Source organism: Spirochaetota bacterium (assembly GCA_035477215.1).
In the GTDB taxonomy this organism is placed as follows: domain Bacteria; phylum Spirochaetota; class UBA4802; order UBA4802; family UBA5368; genus MVZN01.
Window position 1 is genome coordinate 30028 of the sequence record DATIKU010000022.1, and the last position, 19891, is coordinate 49918.

The following is a 19891-nucleotide window of genomic DNA, read 5'->3' on the forward strand; positions in this document are numbered from 1 at the left end:
CTCTCACCGCGCCGGAAGCAGGCTTCTTAGCCGTTTCATCTCTGCGCGTATCCCCGACACCAGTTCCCCGAAGACGGCCTCGTTTCCTCTTTCGGCCGCCCCCTCGAGTTCGCCTGAAAGGTCCGAAAGTCTGGAAAACCGATAATTCGACGCGGCCCCCTTCAGGCGGTGCGCCGCGAAACGCATTCTGTCCGGTGCGCCGGCCTCCAGCGATTCCTCAAGCAGGCCGAGATACTCATCCGACGAGGAGAGGAAATCATCGATCAGGCCCTGAAGCTCCTCCCGGTCTATCCCAAGGTCGCGCGCCGCCTCACCAAGGTCCGGCGACCGTCTCTCCGGCGCACGGCCCCTCACGCTCTTGGGACCACTACGGTCCAGGAATAAACCTGCGACCCTTCCGAGCGAGCCCATGTCCACCGGTTTGGAGAGATACTCGTCCATACCCGCGGCAAGCAGCCGCTCACGTTCCCCTTTCAGCGCGTGTGCGGTAAGCGCCACAATCGGCGTATGCCTGCGTGATTCTTCCCTTTCCAGGGCCAGGATACGGGCCGTCGCTTCGATGCCGTCCAGTTCCGACATGCCTATGTCCATAAACACGATATCGAACTCACCGTCGCGAAACATATTCACCGCCTGAATCCCATCACCGGCAATGGCGACAGAAAAACCAAGCCGCTCGAGCATGATTCGTATCAGCGTCTGGTTCACCGGGGCATCCTCAGCAACCAGCGCTTTCCCATTGAACAAAACCTCCCCACCGGGAAGCGTTTCGGCGTTGTCATTCTTTACTGCCGCTCCCGCCATGCGCCTTAGCTCCCCGAATACCCTGGTCGCCGTCAAGGGCATGCAGAGAATGCCGCCGGTCGGCAATTCCCTCTCCAGGTAAAACCTCTGCCGCTCTTCGGCGACCAGCACCAGCCCCCCGGACGGCAGCGTCTTCAGGATTGACTGAATAGTTTCCTCGGGCTGAAGGCTCACATCAGCGAATAAAATACTTTCCCTGGCCTCGTCCGGTATCGTGTTACCCCATCGCAGTTTTTCAACATCTCTCCCCATCGCGCGCAGATACCGGGTTATGATCTCCTCCTGAATCGTCGACTCTCGTCCAAGCTGGACAAGGAAGACCCTTTTCACCGACTCGCTGACCGGCGTCGGCGGGGGGGGCAGGTCTTCCTCAATCCCGAAAACAAGCTCGAAGAAAAACCTGCTTCCCGCGCCCTTTTCGCTTTCAAGGCCTATCTCTCCGCCCATAAGTCGGACAAGATTCGAGCTGATGGCAAGGCCCAGCCCCGTACCGCCGTAGCGCCGCGCGATGGAATTATCCTCCTGGCGAAACGGCTCGAAGATGACGCCCTGCTTGTCGGGAGCTATGCCTATACCGGTATCGCTTACGGAGAAACCGACCCTGCATTCCTTTTCGTTTTTCACCCCGCATTCGATCTTTATCACAACCATGCCTTCGGGAGGGGTGAACTTGATGGCGTTCGCTATCAGATTGTTCAGCACCTGGCGCACCCGCAGCGAATCGCCGTGAAGCGTTGGCGGGAGGAGCGGATCAATGAAAGAAATAAGGCGGATTTTTTTTTCGGCGGCCCGCGCGGAAAACGACTCGACCGGCGACTCGAACGCCGAACGCGCGGGGAACGCGTTCGATTCGATATCCGTTTTCCCGCGCTCTATTTTCGAATAATCCAGAATGTCGCTGATGATTTCGAGCAGGCTCCGGCCGCTTTCCCGTATGATGGCGACGTATTCGCGCTGGGTCGCGTCCAGCCCGGTGTCGTGAAGCAGTTCGAGAAATCCAAGCAGGCTGTTTATCGGTGTCCGTATCTCGTGGCTCATGTTGGCGAGAAACTCGCTCTTTGCGCGATTGGCGGCGTCGGCTTCCTCCTTGGCCCGACGCAGATCCTCCTGCGCCTTTCTGCGCTCGGTGATATCGTTAAAAGTAGCAACCGCTCCCACGATGCGGCCGCGCTCAAGAATCGGCGTCGCGATATACTGCACGGGGAAAAGCGATCCGTCAGCTCTTCGAAAGAGCACCCCGTCTCCGGTATGCACTTTTCCGTCGTGCATCGCCTTAAAATAAAGGCACTCCTCTTCCGGACAGAGCACCCCGTTCTCATCGCTTTGCCGGACGACCTCGCGATGGTCGCTGCCGATCATCTCTTCCACGCGCATGCCCATCATGAGCGCCGCCGCCGGATTGACGAAGGTAATCCTCCCTTCCGTGTTGATCCCGTATACACCCTCGCCGGCGGCCTCCAGGATAAGCTCATTCTGCCTGCTTATCTTGACCAGCATCTCCTCGTAATGTTTTCGCTCCGTCACGTCCCGCCAGTTGAGCACGAGCCCCTGTATCGTCTCGTCCTCAAGCATGTTGTTGCCCACCGCCTCGAAAAATACCCATACGCCTTCCCGGTGCCGAAACCTGAACTGCGTGAAGAACCGCGTCCCCTTGCGTGAGGCGACCATTTCAAGCGCGTTACGAAACGCGCGCAGGTCCCCGGGAAATATCCAATCCGTCACGTCTTTATCCACAAGTTCCCTGGGACGGAAACCCAGCACCTGCTCCACCGTATCGCTGACATACCGGATCGTACCCTCCCGGTTGAGTATAATGATGATGTCGGATGAGTTTTTTACCAGCGACTGGTAGCGCCGCGCGCTCCGCGCAACCTCGTCGATTGCGATCTTGCGCCTGGTGATGTCGTCGATCGCCATGAGGACGCTGTCGACCTTCCCGTCCGCCTCAACCGGGCGGAAAAGGTACTCGAGCCAGTATTCTCCCCCTTCAACGTCCGTTACGATCGCGAAAAGCCGTTCCTGTTCCCGGTCTCCTTTCAAGGCCTTTACGAAACCAGCCATGAAGTTATCCGCATCGTCGGCCGGGAGGAGACCGGCGGCCGCTTCGCCCGGGTAAACATCCCTTCTGTAGATGGTCCGACCGAGCTCGCGCGCGGCCGCGTTCAAGGCGACGATTTCCCCATCCCTCCCTATGTGCACCATCGCCTGGAAGCTGATATCGAACGACGCCTCCAGCAGCCCCTTAAGCCGCTTTTTCGTCTCTCTCACTCCATACCTCGCATGAGGGAACCATCCCGGCCCTTCCGAACCTGCTTTTTCGATCTTGCTGTTTTTGCCGACAAAGTCAATTGTATTTCATTCGCCCATACATCGCCCCTTTCAAAGTCTCAAATCCAACCACCGAAGGCCGGCAATCATATCGCACGTTTTTCAAATAAACCGCGGCCCGATGCGCCGGAGTGATATTTAGGGGTGAGGCTTCTCGATTTGCGGCCGCCTTCTTCCATATTCAGATAAAATCATTGCGCTCTCGACGATAACAATGTTACCGTACATTGAGGTCTTCACGGACTGAAGCTCGTATTATTTTCGGTGGATCGTATTCTCGCCAATACCGACAAACGGGAAAGGCCGTTGCGGTGGCGGTTGACGGTAATCAAATGTCGAAGCGCGGGAAAAAAACCATAGTGCTTGTGTCGGCGGACCATGATACAACTCCGTCTATACATGGAGCGCTTAAGTCGGCCGGTTATGCCGTTCTCTCCGCAAAGACCGTGGAAGAAGCCGTCGAGATGCTCGGAACCGACAGGGCGGTCGACCTTCTTCTGCTGGATATTGAACTTTTTCATGACGCCGGCGGGTCCCGTACTATCGAAGCCGCGGCCGTTAACCGGGATGTTCCGATCGTCTTTCTCTGTTCCCGTAATAACGCGGACCTCATCGAACCGGGCGCGAGTGCCGCCTACGGGTTCGTGGAAAAACAGTCCGGGAAAGGCGTCCTTATCGCATCCGTTAAAACGGCCCTGGGTCTTCACTCGACCAGGGGCGGTCTCATAAAACGAATGAGTCTGATCGGGTCTCAACTCGACAAGGACTCGCCCGGCATCGGTGACCTCTCAGAAAAACCTGAAGTTCGGCGCCTTAGCGACGAACTGTACGGCGCCCTTCTGGACTCGACTGCCGACCTCGTTTTCATCAAGGACAGCCGTTTCCGCTACCTTATGCTCAACAGGGCCAACCGGGAGTTTTTCGGACGGTCCGAGGACGAGCTCCTTGGAAAAACCGATTTCGATCTCATGAGCGAACAGGCTGCCGCCAATTGCCTGCGCACCGACCAGCAGTCCCTCAGGATGAACGGGCTCGTCATCAGCATCGAGGAGGTCGACGGCAGAATCTACGAGTCCCGCAAATTCCCAGTCAGCCTTGACGGCGGTGATCGGGGTGTCGGCGCGTTCATCCGGGACATCACCGAGACCAGGCGCGCCGAGGAGCGATTGCTGGCCTCCGAAAAAAAGCTCTATCTTCGAAACAGGATCGCCCAGCTTTTTCTTACGGTCCCGGGCGATGAAATATATGAAGCGATCCTCGATGTCGTTCGGGAGATGCTGAAAAGCGAACATGGATGCTTCGGCTATATCGATGAGGAGGAACGCCTCGTCAATGTGGCGACGACCGGTAGGGCCGGCATCACATGCGGAATGCAACGGAACGACCGCTCTCCCTTCCATGAAAAATGGAAGGGCCCCTGGGGGCGCGCTCTGCTCGAGGGGCGCAGCTTTTATAAAAACGGCAACCTGTCGGCGCCCCCGGGCCATGTGCCGCTTGAAAACGCTCTCTGCGCGCCGGTCATGTATGGAGACCGAGTCATCGGCAACCTGACGCTCGCGAACAGGCCCGGAGGTTACGACGAGCGCGACCTCGAAGACCTCGAGGAGATGTCCCGGTATATTTCTCCGCTGCTTTTCGCCCGAATGCAATACACACGGAAGGAGGACGAACGCCGCATCGCCGAGCAGAAAGTAAACAGGCATTCTTCCGACATGGCCTTTCTCTCACGCACGGCGATGGGCTTTATCGAGCTGCCGACTGAGGCGGATATTTACGATTACATAGCGCACTGCCTTCACGAGATCGCGCCCGAGTTCAGAATCCTCGTCAACGAATTCAATCCTGCCGACGACACAACCGTTATCCGTGCGATAGCCGGCGAGCACGGCATTCTCGCTGCCATTATAAAGCTCCTCGGGAGAAGTCCGATCGGCCTCGGGACCCCCATGCCGATCAATCACCAGAAAGAACTGATGCGGCAGAAGGTGGAAGTCGGCCCCGGGGGTTTTCATGAACTTTCGGGCGGGGCTCTGCCCTGGCCCGTATCCATGGCGATCGACAGGCTGCTCGACATCGGCACTATTTACGGCATGGGCTTCGCACGGCACGAAACACTGTACGGAAATATTCTGCTCATCGCGCCACGCGGGGTGACACTGGAGGATACCTCGATCATCGAGGCCTTCGTAAAACAGGCCTCGGTCGCGCTCCAGAGACACCGCGCCGAGCGGGCGCTGGAGCGTTCCCTGCGGGAGAAGGAGCTGTTGCTGCGCGAACTCCAGCACCGCGTAAAAAACAGTCTGGGCATGATCACCTCGCTCGTCAACCTCGAGGCCACCCGCTCAAAAAATGACGACACCCGCTCGACACTTAAAAACATACGCGACCGCATCAACACACTTTCAAAATTATACACGCTGCTCTACCAGTCACAGGGAGAAGATCAAATCCGGCTCGACTCCTATCTAAGGCAGATTATCCGTTCCCTCCTCGAAACGCACGTCGGGGGCGGCAGGTCTGTCGGTATTGACCTCGCCATGGAAGAGGTAAGAATCGATTTCAAACGGGCCGCATCGGTCGGAATCATAGTGAACGAGCTGGTCACCAATACGATCAAGCACGCTTTCCCCGATGGGCGAAGCGGTCGATTGAGGATCAGGCTGGAGCCAACCGCAAACAGGCTGCTGCTCGAGGTGGCTGACGACGGCATCGGTCCGCCGGGCAATTTCGACATAACCGGTTCCAAGGGCCTTGGAATCGAACTGATCCGCGTTCTCACCGGACAGTTGCGGGGCGTACTGGATTACTCCCGGGGAAAAGAAACCGTTTTTACCATCAAAATGCCCTTCCCCTGAGGCGGTTCATCGACCCGTAGCCGTCCAATACCGGTAGTGAATATTCGGATGCGACCTCGGACAACGTGCGGATCAGCGACTTCCGGCGTACACGACCTTTCCCGAGCAGATGGTATATTCGACGGAACCATACAGTTCCATACCCATAAACGGCGTGTTTTTACAGCGGGAGATGATAAAGCCGTCACTGACGAGTATTTTTTTCTCCGGATCGATTATGGCGATATCCGCGACCGCGCCCGATTTGAGTTCGCCGCGGCCAAGGCCGAGGATGTTCGATGGATTAATCGTAAGCGGCCTGAACGCGTCGCAAAGAGGAAAGCCGTTCTGCCTCACCAGCACGCTTATTACCAGCGGCACCGCGGTCTCCAGGCCGATTATGCCGAAGGGCGCGTACTCGAGCTCCTGCATTTTTTCGTTTAAAAGGTGCGGCGCGTGATCGGTCGCGATTACATCGATGACCCCGCTTCGCAGGCCCTCTATCATGGCGACACGGTCGTCTTCCGTCCGAAGCGGCGGATTCATCTTGGCCATCGACAGGTGCTCCTCAATCGCCGCATCGGTGAGAGCGAAATAATGCGGCGCCGTTTCGCAGGTCACCTGTACCCCGCGCGATTTCGCCCAGCGGATTATCTCGATGGATCCGCCGGACGAAACGTGCGCGATGTGGAGCCTTCCCCTGGTAAGCCTGGCCAGAAGGACGTCGCGAGCGATCATCACCTCCTCGGCCTCGCGGGGAATGCCCTTCAGACCCAGCAGGGTCGAGGTAATCCCCTCGTTGATAATTCCGTCATCCGAAAGCAGCGTATCCTCCGAATGGGTGATGATGGGAACGTCGAACATGCGCGCGTACTCGAGCGCCCGTCGCATGAGGATGGAGCTCAGTACGGGCTTTCCGTCGTCGGAAAAGCCGACCGCGCCCCCCTTCACTAGCTCGCCCATCTCGGTGATCTCCTCGCCGTGCGCCCCCTTCGTGATGTTGGCGATGGGAAAGACGTTGATCGGCCCCTTCTCCGCCTCGAGCTTTATGAAACGAACCAGAGCCTGGTTGTCGATGACCGGCGTGGTGTTGGGCATGGTGCACACCGAGGTGAAGCCGCCCTTGGCGGCAACGATCGAGCCGCCGATGATGGTCTCCTTGTCCTCGCTGCCCGGCTCGCGGAAGTGAACGTGCATGTCGATGAGCCCCGGAAGCACTATACAGCCCTTCGCATCGATAAGCTCACAACCCGGTTCGACCGGAATATCCGGGGCTATCCTCGAGACGATGTCGCCCGTTATATGCACATCCATCATCGCGTCGAGCGCGGACGCCGGATCGACCACCCTGCCGTTCTTGATTATTATGGCCATCGCTACACCTTTTCCATCTCTTCGAGTGGAGTCCCGCCGGCCAGCAGGTAGAAGATCGACATGCGAACCGCCACCCCGTTGGTGACCTGTTCGTTGATGATCGAGTTCGGGCTGTCCGCCACCCGGTGGTCTATCTCGATGCCGCGGTTTATCGGGCCGGGATGCATCACGATAATGTCGCCCTTGCACCGCCCCAGGCGGTCCTCGGTGAGCGCATACTGCCGGTGGTACTCGCGCAGGGACGGAAAGAGAGAGCCCTTCTGGCGCTCCCTCTGGATGCGGAGCACATTGACGACGTCCAGCTCGGGCAGAATTTCGTCGAGATTGTAGGAGATATCGACGTCGTATATTTTAAATTCGTCCGGGACCAGGGTCGGCGGTCCGCAGAGCACCACCCGGGCGCCAAGGCGCTTGAACGCCTCTATGTCCGAGCGCGCCACCCTTGAGTGCTTGACGTCCCCCACAATCCCGATTCGAAGCCCCTGGAGCGTTCCCTTTTTCTCGAGGATCGAATAGGTGTCCAGCAGCGCCTGCGTGGGGTGGGCATGGAACCCGTCCCCGGCGTTGATCACCGACGCTTCAATATTTTTTGATAAAAAATGCGGCGCCAGCGACGCCGCATGTCTCATAACTATGTAATCTGCCTTCATGGCCTCCATCGTATGCACGGTATCGATAAGGGACTCCCCTTTCACCACGCTCGAGGTCGCCACCGACACGTTGATCAAGTCCGCCGAAAGCCGCTTGGCCGCCAGTTCGAAGCTTATACGCGTCCTGGTGGATGGTTCGTAAAAAAGCGTGCAGACGGTCTTGCCCCTGAGTATCGGGACGGTCTTGACAGATCGCGTAAACAGGTCCTTGAAATAGCGCGCGGATTGACAGATAAGGGATATTTCCTCGGCGGTGAGGGACTGGATATCGAGAAGGTCTTTTCGTTTGAGCCCGTTCATCTTAAAACAATAGGTTATCGGAGGGAGTGACGGGCTGTCAACGTAAATAATAAAAAAATAGGGTATCCCCATCTTCGCAAAAACATGGGACCGTCAACAGCGGGGTACGCATGAAACCATATATCGCGTTTTTCGATCTCGATAACACCCTGCTCGCCGGAAGCGGTGGAAGGTGTGTGGTTCGCTTTTCATGCAAAAACGGCCTTCTCAGCCACCGCGAGCTCGTCTTCGGAACATACTCCTCGCCCCTGCACCGGGCTCGAAACGCATAACGGCGTCCTTACGGGCAGGCGGGCGGGTAAATACCGCCACGGCGCCGAGAAGCCCAACCGGGCCATCCTCTATTGCGCCACAAACGCTCAATCCCTGGAGAACGCCTTTGCTACGCCGATGCGGCGGCCGACCTCCCGGTGCTGCACAAGGTGGGTTTTCCCATGCGGGTTACACCCGCGCGCCGGCTCAGGCGTGTAGCCAGTCTCCGGGGATTGCCAGTCCTCCGGTGGAAATAGTCATTATTAGCTCACTGATGCCACTTTCCGATAAAGAAAATGATTAATAATTCAGTTCCGCCCTCCGAGAATATAGACGCAGGGTGACATCACCCGGAACATACGAAAATCCATGCACGTAAACAGGCGGGCCAGATGAAGAAGACCATCATGATAATCGGCGGAGGGCTTTTGCAGACACCGGCCGTTCAGGCCGCAAAAAAATTGGGCCACCAGGTCATCGTAACCGACTACAACCCCAATGCCCTGGGGATGAAATACGCCGACATTCCCATCGTCATGTCGACCCGCGATATAGAGGGTTCGGTCCGCGTGGCGAAAACACAGAACGAGATCACTCCCATACACGCGGTCCTAACCGTCGGCACGGATGCCTCGATGACGGTGGCGGCGGTTGCCAATGCCCTGGGGCTTCCCGGCATCAAGTTCGACGATGCCGAGGCTTCGACCAACAAGCTAAAGATGCGCATGCGCTTCACGGCCCACAACGTGCCATGTCCCAAGTTCCTTCCCGTCTGGTCACTCTCGGACGCAAAGAAGGCCTGCAAGATACTCGCGTTCCCGCTCGTACTCAAACCGACCGACAACATGGGCGCGCGCGGCGTAATGCGCATCGACAACCTCACGCAGATAGCCGAGGCCTTTAAATTCGCGAAGGCCGCTTCCCCCAGCGGCGAGCTCATCATCGAGGAGTTCATGGACGGACCGGAGCTTTCCATCGACGCGGTGGTATACAACGGGGAAATAACCATCACGGGAGTCGCGGACAGGATAATCGAATGGCCTCCCTACTTCGTCGAAACGGGGCATACCATGCCCTCACAGCTTCCTGAAGACATTCAACAGGCCGCCTGCCAGGTCATGAGAAAGGGAATCCTCGCGATCGGCATCGACAACGGCTGCGCAAAGGGCGACATCAAGCTGACCCGCCACGGCCCGATGATCTGCGAGCTTGCCGCCCGCCTCTCCGGCGGCTTCATGTCCGCCTACACCTATCCTCTCGCCACCGGCGTCGACCTCATCCGCGCCGCGATCGAGATTGCGCTGGGACAGGAGCCCGGCAACCTCGAGCCGCTGCATCACCGCGTGTCGATCGAGCGCGCAATCATCACGCGCCCAGGAATAGTGCGCCGCGCAAGCGGCATCGAAGACGCGCTCAAAATTGCGGGGATTGCCGAAATATTCATCAACGTCAAACCCGGCGACCGAGTGGTCGAGCCGCGTTCGAACGTTGAGAAATCGGGACACATCATTGCGGTCGCCGACACGCTCGCCGAAGCCGAGGAGGCGGTGAAGCGCTGTCTCGAGGTTTTATCAATAGAGGTCTTCGAGGAGGCCGAGCTCTCCATGGAGGTCATCCGCGTAGCGGCCCGTGAGCGCTTTAGAAAAGCCTGCTATGCCTGCAAGACCTGCGACGGCAAGGACTGCCCTACGGGCGTCCCCGGCATGGGCGGCGCCGGGACCGGCGCCTCTTTCCGCCGCAACAGCGAGGCATTCCGGGGCTATAAAATCAACACCCGCGTCATACACGCCGTCACCCATCCCGACACCTCCACATCTTTTTTTGGGACACCGCTCGCTTTTCCCGTAATGGCCGCTCCGATCACCGGCAGCGTCACCAATATGGGCGGTGCAATGGACGAGCTTGAATACAACCGCGCGGTCGTTCAGGGGTGCATTGAGGCGGGCACAATCGCCTTCGTCGGCGACGGCGCCACCCCCGAGAAATACAAGATAGGCATTCAGGCGCTCGCCGAGTCCGGAGGAGCGGGCATCCCCATCTTCAAGCCGAGGGCCGATAACAGGGAAGTCCTGGTCAGAATCCAGGCCGCCGAACAGGTCAACGCGGTCGCGGTGGGAATGGACATAGACGCAATCGTTTTTAAGACCATGACGATGAAAAACCAGGCCGTCGGGCCCAAAAGCCCCTCAGATATCAAGGAGCTCATCGGCTCCACCCGCGCACCCTTCATTTTAAAAGGGATAATGACGGTACACGACGCAGTACTCGCAGTCGAGGCGGGCGCCCACGGCATTGTAATCTCCAACCACGGGGGCCGCGTCCTCGACGAAATGGCGGGCACCATGGACGTTCTCGAGGAGATCGTACGCGAGGTGCGCGGACGCATCCGCATCATGATCGACGGGGGATTCCGCACCGGAGTGGACATTCTCAAGGCGTTGGCGCTGGGCGCGGACTTTGTGCTCATCGGACGCCCTGTGGCGATAGCCGCAGTCGGCATGGGCGCGCGGGGCGTGAGCTTTTACCTGAATTCCCTCAGGCGCGAACTCGAAGAGGCGATGATCCTCACCGGCTCTGAACGGATTGCCGATATTTCCGGCGATGTAGTCCGGCGTCTCGCAGAGCGAAGCCCGACGGCCGTATGAGCCCGGTGAAGGCCGCCGATACCGATTAAAACGATTGCGTTGCGTCTCCCTACGCGTTATCATATTCCCATGATGAAACGTCTAATGGCGCTTTTTATCGTCGCATCGATCATCCCTGTTACGAGTCCGGTTGCGGCCGACCAGATACAGTTAGCCCGGTTTCTGGGCACATGGCGCCTCCTGTACAAGGGAAACTATGGCTACACATTCCAGTTCCATAAGAATTACCGGTCGGTCTGCATCATACACCTTAACACAAGCGCCGTTGTCTTCAAGGGCATCTATACCCTTGAAGACGATAAAACGGTCAGGATCAACATCTATGAGATGAAAAACGACTGCAACGCCCGGAGGCCTTCGACAGGCACCGGGTTCACCAAAACTTTATCAACCTATTTTATCTTCCGCGCCGCCTTCTCCGGCCCCAAAAACGCGCCGGTCCTCTTGCTTTCGCCTTCCAGGACGGTCATAGACGGGCGTTCGTCTGAAGGCTATTTCGAACCCGAAATCCGTCTTGCGAGGGCCCCATAGCCGATCGCTTGAAGTCCGCGAGCATTAAAAATATAATAATAAAATCGGCGCGTTATATTCGTATACGGCGTTAATCGGCATGAAAATCGAGGAAGTCACTTTTCAGAATAACCGGGGCGCCCGTCTCGACGGGAGGATCCATCATCCCGACGGACCCTCCCGCGGCGGTGTCGTCTTCTGCCACGGCCTTTTTTCATCAAAGGACGCATATAAAATCGTTAACCTGTCGGGCGAAATCACCGCGGCCGGATTCACCCTTCTGGCCTTCGATTTCTCGTTCGTCTCCGCAATGCCGGGAAGCTTCCGGGACTTCTCGATTTATCAGGAGGTCTGCGACCTCGAATCGGCTGCGTCCTTTCTCCTCGAAAGGGGTGTCTCCTCCCTGCACCTCGCCGGTTCGAGCATGGGCGGCGTTGTCGCGCTGCTCTTCGCCGCCTCAAGGCCCGCATTTCTGCGCTCCCTGACCCTCATCGCCACGCCGGTCGATCTTTCAAATCTCCTTGCGACGCTATCCGGAAGCGTGGATTTTAAGAATCTACCTAAAGGAGGCACGACCACAATAGACGGCATTCCCATCCATAACGAATTCTTTCACGAGGCGCTTTCTCTGGACATGCAAGAGGCGATGCGTTCGGTTAGCGTACCCGTTCTCGTCATCCATGGCGCGCGGGACGCCGTCGTCGACGTTCAAAACGCGCACCTCCTCGAGGATTCGCTCGTCGCTGAAAACAGGGTCATCCTCGTCCCCGATGGAGACCATAACCTTACGCGCAAAGAAGACATCCGGCTGCTGAGAAGCGCGATTATTCCCTGGATAAGTACTCACGAAAAAAACGCCGGTCGTGACCGGTGACTGGCGGGCAAATCCATGCGGACACTGTTGAATATAAAAACCAGACGGCGGATCAATGGCAGGTTCGTAACGGTATGCGCGACCATTTCAGTCGAGGCCACCGTCAACCTTCCCGGTCGTGGGGGTTGACGGCGCCGGTCCCTTCAGTTCGACCTTGTACTTTCATTCACCTCGAGGTCCTCGATCTTCGCAACGTCCTCGAACCTGATATCGAGGCCCAGAACGCCGACAAGATTATCGTTGGCATCGGCGATGGGGCCAGAAACCGTTATCATGAGACTCCCGGTTATCTTCGAGGTGAAAATATCCGAAACATGGATCTTCCCGGTCTTCAACACGGTGATGAACCAGTCGCGGTCCGAGTAATTTTTGTCTATTAGGTTTTTGTCGTATTTCGACCTGTCGGTGATCTGCGCTATATGTCTGGTCACCTTGTCACCGTTTATATCCACCACGTACGCGAAGGACACGAAGGGATACTCCTCGACGAGATCCCGCAGCAGCACCTCCTGTTTCTCACGCTGCATGGACTTGATGTTTGGGTTTTCCAGGAACCGCTCGAGCAGCGAAAAGGCGTACTTTTTCTCGCGGAACTTGATCCGGTCGAAATCGGAAATGAAGTATACGGGCAGGTGCTTGCGCGCGAGCTTTTCCAGCTCCTCGTTCGACATCGAGGTCTCGCGACCCGCCTCGTACTGCTTCAGAATTTCCTTGTGCATGCCGATGACACCGGGGTGTTTTTTATCGATGGAACCCTCTCCGGCGAGGCCCAGGTGGCTGTTCAGCCATCGGGATATCCCCGCCGTCCCGCTTTTGTCGGTAATGGCGATGGCGATAGGCCTCTTTAAAAGTTTCTCGGTATTGAAGATGTTGTATATCTCCTCGTTCTTGATAAGCCCGTCCACGTGGATGCCGGCGCGCGTCACGTTGAAATCGGCGCCGACGAACGGGAAGTTGTCGGGGATCTTGAAACCGATCGATTCGAAGTAATGAGCCATATCGGTGATCGCGGTGAGGTCTATACCCTCATCATCGCCCGTAAGCGAAAGGTATTCGACCACCATCGCCTCGAGCGGAGTATTACCGGTGCGCTCGCCGAAGCCGAGGAGCGTCGTGTTGACGGTCTCGCAGCCGTACATCCAGGCATAGGTCGCGTTGGTGAATCCGCGGTGAAAATCGTTGTGGCCGTGCCACTCCAAAAGCTCTCCGGGCATGCCGCCCTCGTCGATCATCGCGCGGATCATTCGCGGCACCGAACGCGGAAGCTCCGCCATGGGGTAGGTCACACCATAGCCCATGGTGTCGCACAGGCGTATCTTGACGGGGATCTTCCCCTTCTCCATAATGCGTACCAGCTTCTGCGTGAAGGGTATGACGAACCCGAAAAAGTCGGCCCTGGTAATATCCTCGAAGTGAAGCCGGGGGATGATATTATTCTCGAGCGCCGTATAAACGATCTCCAGGTAGTCTTCCATAGCCTCGCGGCGGGTCTTGTTGAGTTTCAGGAAGATATGGTAATCCGATACCGAGGCAAGGATGCCCGTTTCCTCGATTTTCATCTCTTTGACCAGTTCGAAGTCCTCTTTGTTCGCCCGGATCCAGGAGGTGATGCGCGGATATTTATACCCCTTGCTGCGGCAGCGCTCCACCGCCTCGCGGTCCTTCCGGGTGTAGAGGAAAAACTCGGAATGCGTGATGAGGCCGTTCGGCCCGGCCAGGCGGCGCAGGAAGTCGAAGATGTGCCCGACCTGATCCACGGTATACGGCGGCCGGGCCTGCTGGCCGTCGCGGAAAGTGGTGTCGGATATACGGAACCTTCCGGCCGGCACGAGCGGAATCATCTCGTTTCCGAACGGAATGCGGCATATTTTATCGTATGGAAAGATATCCCGGTAGAGGTTGGGCGACGGAGTGTCGTCCAGCTCGTGGTTTTTCATCGCTTTCGCGAATTTGATACTCTCTTTTCTCTCTATCGCCATGGTTCCCTCGTTTTCAGAAAATCTGTTGTAACCACGTGAAATACGGGGTTTGCCCGGTTATTCAGCAACTCTTGAGAATACCCCGGTGAAAAGCGGGCTCGAAGTGCTGTTAGTTCGCGTTTCTATAGAAGTATATGTCAAACAAAAAACCGAATCATTTTTTATTGCTGTGCCAGCGGGATTTTAGCTTGATTTCCATCACTCCTCCGCGCTTATAGGTGAACGATCTGGAAGGTACAGCGATGCTCGATATCTACATAATGATTTTTGGGGCCTTTCTTCTGCTCACGGGGGGAGTCGAAGTAGTCGCCCCCCTTCGGGTGTACGCCGTCTGGCGGCGCTGGATCGCTCACCGCCTCTTTTTCCTCCACGGCGCCATGCTGATCGTTACGGGACTTCCGTTAACCTGCGCCGGCGGCTCTATGTCCGGTCGCATCATTTTCTCGCTGGGATTGTTGCTGGTTTTCGCCGGGCCGTTTATTTTATTGTACGCCGACAGGGTCCGCGCCCTTTTCCAGTCCGCCACTTCGGACATGGATACGTCCGCGGCGCGCCGGTTGATTCTTTTTGACGCCGCCCTGCGCATCGCAATCGGACTGTTTATGGTTTTCGCCTCTCGGCGCGTCTTTGTTTTCTGAATCAGTTTCTCGCCCGCACGCTGTCGCCCGGAATTATCTCGCCCTCCACCTCTATACAGAGGCGTCGGTTGCTCTTGTTGAGGATGTTGTCGCGCAGCCACCTTGACGCGAGGAAGGCCATTTCGGAGGTCGGCTGGCGCACCGTCGTGAGCAGCGGCACGGCCACGCGCCTGAGAGGGGAGTCGTCAAACCCCGTTACGGAAACGTCATCGGGCACGCTTTTACCCATTTCCTGGAGCCGGTTGATCAGCCCGATCGCCGTATAATCGTTGAAGCAGAGCACCGCGTCGCATCCATTTTCAACGAAACCGCGCGCCGCACTCTCATCCACACCGAATATGGAGTCCACCGAAATGCTGATGGGCTCCTGCGCGCCGGCCTCCCGTATCACCGTGGAATAACCGCGGCAGCGATCGGTATTATTCGGATTTCCGGCGTTTCCAAGGTAGCCGATTCTTCGATGCCCGCTTTCAATCATCATCCGTGTGAGGCTCAGCATACTTTTAAAATAATTGCACGAAACGTAGTTTTCTCCCGGTATTACGCGGCTTATGAACACGTATGGGATCTTCAGCTCGGCGAGTTTTCTGCGTTCGCTTTCCCCGACACTGCGGTAGGCGAAAAGAACCCCGTCGACGCAGGCGGCCTCCTCGCCGAGCGAATGGAGAAAGTTACCGATCGGCGCGACCTCCACCCGTTTTTTTTCGGCACCGAAGGCCTCATTTATCGCGCCGACGAGCTCGGAGATGTTCAGAAAGGGGTTGACCGAAAGCTCCTCCTCCTCGGGGATGACGACGAGCAGGTCGAGCATCGAACGGGTGAGATGACGCTTCCGCGAGCGCGGCCGAAAATCGTGCTGCCCGGCGACCGCGAGAATGCGCTTCCGCGTCTCCGCCGACACGCCGGGCTCGTTATTGAGCACACGCGAAACGGAGCTTATCGAAACGCCGCAGCGCTTCGCGATATCCTCCAGACGACGCGCACGGTCAATCTTTACCGCCATACCAATCCACGCCTTCCTACAGAATCATCCGACAATAATCCTCACTCAATGTGATCGATCAAGCGACTTCACCGAAGCCTCCCAGAGGCCGGCCAGGTACATCGCGCCCAGTGCCCTGTCGTACAACCCGTAACCGGGGCGCCCCTTCTCACCCCAGATCATCCTGCCGTGGTCCGGGCGGATCGCCCCGTCAAATCCAGCCTCCGCCAGCAGGCGGATCACCCGGTACATGTCCAGATCGCCCGCATCGGTGCAGTGCGCCGTCTCGTGAAATTTTTTTTCCCCGGTGCGCCGGATGTTCCGCGCGTGCACAAACGGCACACGGCGCATCCGAACGAAACGTTCCATCGCGCTGGTCAGGTTCATCTGTATATTGGGGCCGAGCGAACCGGTGCAGAAGGTGATGCCGTTCGAGGGACTGTCCACCAGGCCCGTCAGGCGCTCGAGCGCCGCCTCGTCGGTGATGATGCGCGGGAGCCCGAAGATCGACCACGGCGGATCATCGGGATGGATTCCCATGCGCACGTCGCTCTCTTCGGCCACGGGCACCACGCGTTTCAGAAAATACTCCAGATTGCTCCACAGGTCCCCGGGACCGATGTTCGTATAGGCGTCGAGCAGCGACCGGAGCGCTTCGACGTTGTAGCTCGTCGCCCATCCGGGAAGGTCGAGCACCCCCCGGTTCAGATCGATCGCCGCAATCGCGTCGTGATCGTACGCGAGCGCCGTCGAGCCGTCGGCAAGCCTAAGCGACAGGTCTGAGCGCATCCAGTCGAATACCGGCATGAAGTTATAGCACAGGATGGGAATGCCGAGCGAGCCCATGTTCCGGATGCTTCGACAGTAGTTTTCGATAAAACCGTCCCGCGTCGGCAGCCCCAGCTTTATGTCTTCGTGGACCGGGATACTTTCGATAACCGTGAGTTCCAGTCCCTCCGCCTCGACCGATTTTTTCAGCGCCGCGATTTTTTCAAGCGGCCATTCGTCTCCGACCGGCACGTTATACAGGGCCGATACAATCCCCTTCACGACCGGGATCTGCCTGATATATCGCAGGGGGATTGGGTCTTCGGTGCCGTACCATCTGAAGGTCATTTTCATGGTCCGTCCTCCTTGTTCTCCTATACGCCCGAATACGCGGAGAAGCCGCCATCAACGGGAATCACCGTCCCGGTGACGAAGCCCGACGCCCGCTCGTCGACCAGCCACAGGAGCGTACCGACCAGTTCCTCCGGCATCCCGAAGCGGCCCATGGGCGTGTGGGCCAGTATCTTTCCGGCCCGGGGGGTGGGCGTGCCGTCGGGCTGTACGAGGAGAGCTCGATTCTGCTCGGTCAGAAAAAAGCCGGGGGCCATCGCGTTCACCCGAACATTCACCTTCGCCAGATACACGGCCAGCCACTGCGTGAAATTGCTCACCGCAGCCTTCGCCGCGCTGTACGCCGGAATCCTGGTGAGCGGCCGCAGCGCGTTCATCGACGAGACGTTTATCACCGTGCCGCCGCGATCGACCATATCGCGGGCGAATTCCTGCGTTGCCAGGAGCGTGCCGATGAAATTAAGCCCGAAGACGAACTCGACGCTTTTGCGGTCCAGATCGAAGAACGTGTTCGCGGAATCGCTTCCGGAAAGCGGCTCCCCAGGGGAGAGCCAGTCGTGCGCGGTCGTACCCTTCGGATGATTACCCCCCGCCCCGTTTATCAGAATATCGCAACGGCCGAATTCCATACGTACCCTTTCCGCCGCCGCGCGCAGGCTGCCGGCCTCGAGCACATCGGCCGTCACCCCGATCGCCCTGCCTCCCCCATCGCCGATCCGCCGCGCGCGATCGACGGCCGCATCCTCGTTCAAATCGAGAATCGCCACGCGCGCGCCGCACCCAGCAAGGGCCTCGGCGAACACGCCGCACAGCACTCCAGCCCCGCCGGTAATAACGGCCACTTTACCGGAAAGATCGACACGAAAGGGTATGTCCATTTGAATTACTCCCTGTTGTCATTCCAGATGAAAGGCCGAAGGCCTTCCCACCCGGGCCGTCGGCGACTTTCATTCCAATCGATATATTTCCACTTTCGCGCGTCCCGTCAATACCTTCCATACAGCGGCCCGAGCGCGGCGCAGGCCCGGAAATCCGCGCCCTCAGGATCGGCGGTGCCGAACATGTCCCACGCGGACGGCCGAAAGAGCGCCTCATCGTTCACGTTGTGCATGGCCACCGGGATGCGCAGTATCGATGCCAGGCTTATCATATCGGCCCCCGTGTGCCCGTAGCACAGCGCGCAATGGTTCGCCCCCCAGGCGCGCATCACCGCGTAGACGCTCCCGAAAACGCCCTTCCCGGTCAGTCGCGGGACGAAGAAGGTCCTCGGCCAGGTGGGGTCGGTCCTCCCGACGATTTCCGCACGCACGTCCGGCGGCAGGTCGATCGTGAAGCCCTCGGCAATCTGCAACACGGGACCGAGCCCCTTGACGAGGTTCAGCCGCGTCATGGTCATCGGCATGCCGCCCGGCGTACGATAGGCCGACGAAAATCCCCCTCCCCTGAAGGTGACGAGCTTGGCCGGTCCCCATTCGGTCGCCCGCAGACAGAGCCCGGTCTCTTTGGGTGAAATTTCCCAGAATGGCTTGATCGCCGGCGCTCCGTCCTTCATCTGAGCGCCCGCCCCGTCCAGCGCCGCGGCGCCGGAATTCGTAAGATAGATGAAACCATCCGCGAGCGGACCTAATGGACTCATCCCGCTCACATGTTTTATCGCCCCGGGACTCCAGTAGGTCCGCACGTCGGCGAATATCTGCGCCGTTCCGGTAAGCAGGTTTCCGAAGAGCATACCGGCGGCGTTCAGCGCGTCGTTTTCGGTCGCGAGTATGTACGGGGCGCGAATACCGTTCCAGTCGAACGACGAGTTGAGTACCGCCTCCATGAAATCCCCGGTGGGGAAATGGTCCGTCCACTGCCGCTGGCCCTGGAAACCCGCCGCGAGCGCGTTGTGGCCCTCGGATTCCTCGACGTGGCCCATCTCGGCAAGCCTCGGATTGCCGACCATCAGGTCCCGCGCCACCAGGGCAATTTTTACCGATACCTCCCAGTCGCCGTTCAACTGGCGCCTGGTACGACGAATGCCTGCAGGATTCGGATCGGCCGTCTCCGCGCAGTTGGCGCGCACCCACTCCATGGCCCTTTCGAACTCCTCTGCGTCGTAGATGCCGCGCTCGAGGCGACGCACGAACTCCGACATGTCGACATATTCGGTACGCATGCCGAGAAACGCTCGGAAAAAATCATGGTCCACCATCGAACCGGCGATCCCCATCGAGACCCCGCCCATCGAGAGGTAGGAGGTCCCCCGCATGGTGGCGACGGCGATCGCCGCGCGCGCGAAGCGAAGGATCTGCTCGCGCACGTCCCCGGGAATCGAGAAATCGGTCTCGTCCTGCATGTCGCGGCCGTAAATCTTGAACACTGGCAGGCCCGCCTGGACCCCGGCGGCGGAGGCGCCGGCAAGATACACCGCACCGGGCTTTTTCGTCCCGTTGAATCCCCATATCGCGCGCGGCATCCACGGGTCCAGATCGATGATCTCGGCCGCGTAGCACCAGCAGCGTGTTACATCGATCACCGCGCCGACGCCCTCCTTACGGAACAGCTCAAAACAGCGCGCGGCCTCCGCCGCGCCGCCCGTCGTGAAATCGGGCACCACGCA

14 protein-coding genes are annotated in these 19891 nt (G+C 58.4%); 6 read left to right on the forward strand and 8 right to left on the reverse strand.

Features of this window, described 5'->3' with window-relative positions:
- Window positions 1-3 precede the first annotated feature (3 nt).
- The gene (locus tag VLM75_05430; GenBank protein ID HSV96362.1) at window positions 4-3072 is read right to left on the reverse strand and encodes a PAS domain S-box protein; all 3069 of its coding nucleotides are present in this window, start codon (window positions 3070-3072) and stop codon (window positions 4-6) included.
- A gap of 392 nt (window positions 3073-3464) precedes the next feature.
- Between VLM75_05430 and VLM75_05435 the strand changes: the two genes are divergently transcribed.
- On the forward strand, window positions 3465-5987 hold the full coding sequence (locus VLM75_05435) for a GAF domain-containing protein (protein HSV96363.1): 2523 nt from the start codon (window positions 3465-3467) through the stop codon (window positions 5985-5987).
- Window positions 5988-6059: 72 nt separating this feature from the next.
- On the opposite strand, the gene VLM75_05440 is transcribed toward VLM75_05435, so the two are convergent.
- A complete protein-coding gene (locus VLM75_05440) occupies window positions 6060-7340 on the reverse strand; it encodes a dihydroorotase (GenBank protein HSV96364.1) in 1281 nt (426 codons plus the stop codon).
- A 2-nt stretch (window positions 7341-7342) separates the two neighbouring features.
- On the reverse strand, window positions 7343-8290 hold the full coding sequence (locus VLM75_05445; GenBank protein ID HSV96365.1) for an aspartate carbamoyltransferase catalytic subunit: 948 nt from the start codon (window positions 8288-8290) through the stop codon (window positions 7343-7345).
- Window positions 8291-8400: 110 nt separating this feature from the next.
- Between VLM75_05445 and VLM75_05450 the strand changes: the two genes are divergently transcribed.
- The 4 genes from VLM75_05450 to VLM75_05465 all read left to right on the forward strand — a co-directional run bounded on the left by VLM75_05450 (window position 8401) and on the right by VLM75_05465 (window position 12571).
- A complete protein-coding gene (locus VLM75_05450) occupies window positions 8401-8562 on the forward strand; it encodes a hypothetical protein (GenBank protein HSV96366.1) in 162 nt (53 codons plus the stop codon).
- A gap of 372 nt (window positions 8563-8934) precedes the next feature.
- Complete coding sequence (locus tag VLM75_05455; protein HSV96367.1) at window positions 8935-11187, forward strand: alpha-hydroxy-acid oxidizing protein; 2253 nt, start codon at window positions 8935-8937, stop codon at window positions 11185-11187.
- Window positions 11188-11256: 69 nt separating this feature from the next.
- Window positions 11257-11718 carry a hypothetical protein gene (locus VLM75_05460; GenBank protein HSV96368.1) on the forward strand — a complete coding sequence of 154 codons (462 nt, stop codon included), beginning with the start codon at window positions 11257-11259 and terminating at the stop codon, window positions 11716-11718.
- A 79-nt stretch (window positions 11719-11797) separates the two neighbouring features.
- Complete coding sequence (locus VLM75_05465) at window positions 11798-12571, forward strand: alpha/beta fold hydrolase (protein HSV96369.1); 774 nt, start codon at window positions 11798-11800, stop codon at window positions 12569-12571.
- Window positions 12572-12714: 143 nt separating this feature from the next.
- Here VLM75_05465 and VLM75_05470 read toward each other — a convergent pair whose 3' ends face one another.
- Window positions 12715-14550: a histone-lysine N-methyltransferase gene (locus VLM75_05470; protein ID HSV96370.1), complete on the reverse strand. Its 1836-nt coding sequence runs from the start codon at window positions 14548-14550 to the stop codon at window positions 12715-12717.
- Window positions 14551-14768: 218 nt separating this feature from the next.
- On the opposite strand from VLM75_05470, the gene VLM75_05475 reads away from it, so the two are divergent.
- A complete protein-coding gene (locus VLM75_05475; protein ID HSV96371.1) occupies window positions 14769-15188 on the forward strand; it encodes a hypothetical protein in 420 nt (139 codons plus the stop codon).
- A gap of 1 nt (window position 15189) precedes the next feature.
- Here the strand turns inward: VLM75_05475 and VLM75_05480 are convergent, their stop codons facing one another.
- From VLM75_05480 to VLM75_05495, 4 genes are all read right to left on the reverse strand, one after another.
- Window positions 15190-16191, reverse strand: a complete 1002-nt coding sequence (locus tag VLM75_05480; GenBank protein ID HSV96372.1) for a LacI family DNA-binding transcriptional regulator — start codon at window positions 16189-16191, stop codon at window positions 15190-15192.
- Window positions 16192-16236: 45 nt separating this feature from the next.
- Window positions 16237-17292 (reverse strand): mannonate dehydratase, encoded by a 1056-nt coding sequence (locus tag VLM75_05485; GenBank protein HSV96373.1) that lies wholly within the window; start codon window positions 17290-17292, stop codon window positions 16237-16239.
- A gap of 20 nt (window positions 17293-17312) precedes the next feature.
- On the reverse strand, window positions 17313-18167 hold the full coding sequence (locus VLM75_05490) for an SDR family oxidoreductase (GenBank protein HSV96374.1): 855 nt from the start codon (window positions 18165-18167) through the stop codon (window positions 17313-17315).
- Between the two features lie 107 nt (window positions 18168-18274).
- Window positions 18275-19891 (reverse strand): L-fucose isomerase (locus VLM75_05495; protein ID HSV96375.1); only part of this gene is annotated, 1617 nt, incomplete at its 5' end.

Excerpts from the sequence above, each read along its gene's own strand:
- VLM75_05435 (HSV96363.1), top strand. The coding sequence starts at position 3,465 with ATGTCGAAGCGCGGGAAAAAAACCATAGTGCTTGTGTCGGCGGACCAT.
- VLM75_05440 (HSV96364.1), bottom strand. The coding sequence starts at position 7,340 with ATGGCCATAATAATCAAGAACGGCAGGGTGGTCGATCCGGCGTCCGCG.
- VLM75_05445 (HSV96365.1), bottom strand. The coding sequence starts at position 8,290 with ATGAACGGGCTCAAACGAAAAGACCTTCTCGATATCCAGTCCCTCACC.
- VLM75_05450 (HSV96366.1), top strand. The coding sequence starts at position 8,401 with ATGAAACCATATATCGCGTTTTTCGATCTCGATAACACCCTGCTCGCC.
- VLM75_05455 (HSV96367.1), top strand. The coding sequence starts at position 8,935 with ATGAAGAAGACCATCATGATAATCGGCGGAGGGCTTTTGCAGACACCG.
- VLM75_05460 (HSV96368.1), top strand. The coding sequence starts at position 11,257 with ATGATGAAACGTCTAATGGCGCTTTTTATCGTCGCATCGATCATCCCT.
- VLM75_05465 (HSV96369.1), top strand. The coding sequence starts at position 11,798 with ATGAAAATCGAGGAAGTCACTTTTCAGAATAACCGGGGCGCCCGTCTC.
- VLM75_05470 (HSV96370.1), bottom strand. The coding sequence starts at position 14,550 with ATGGCGATAGAGAGAAAAGAGAGTATCAAATTCGCGAAAGCGATGAAA.
- VLM75_05480 (HSV96372.1), bottom strand. The coding sequence starts at position 16,191 with ATGGCGGTAAAGATTGACCGTGCGCGTCGTCTGGAGGATATCGCGAAG.
- VLM75_05485 (HSV96373.1), bottom strand. The coding sequence starts at position 17,292 with ATGAAAATGACCTTCAGATGGTACGGCACCGAAGACCCAATCCCCCTG.
- VLM75_05490 (HSV96374.1), bottom strand. The coding sequence starts at position 18,167 with ATGGACATACCCTTTCGTGTCGATCTTTCCGGTAAAGTGGCCGTTATT.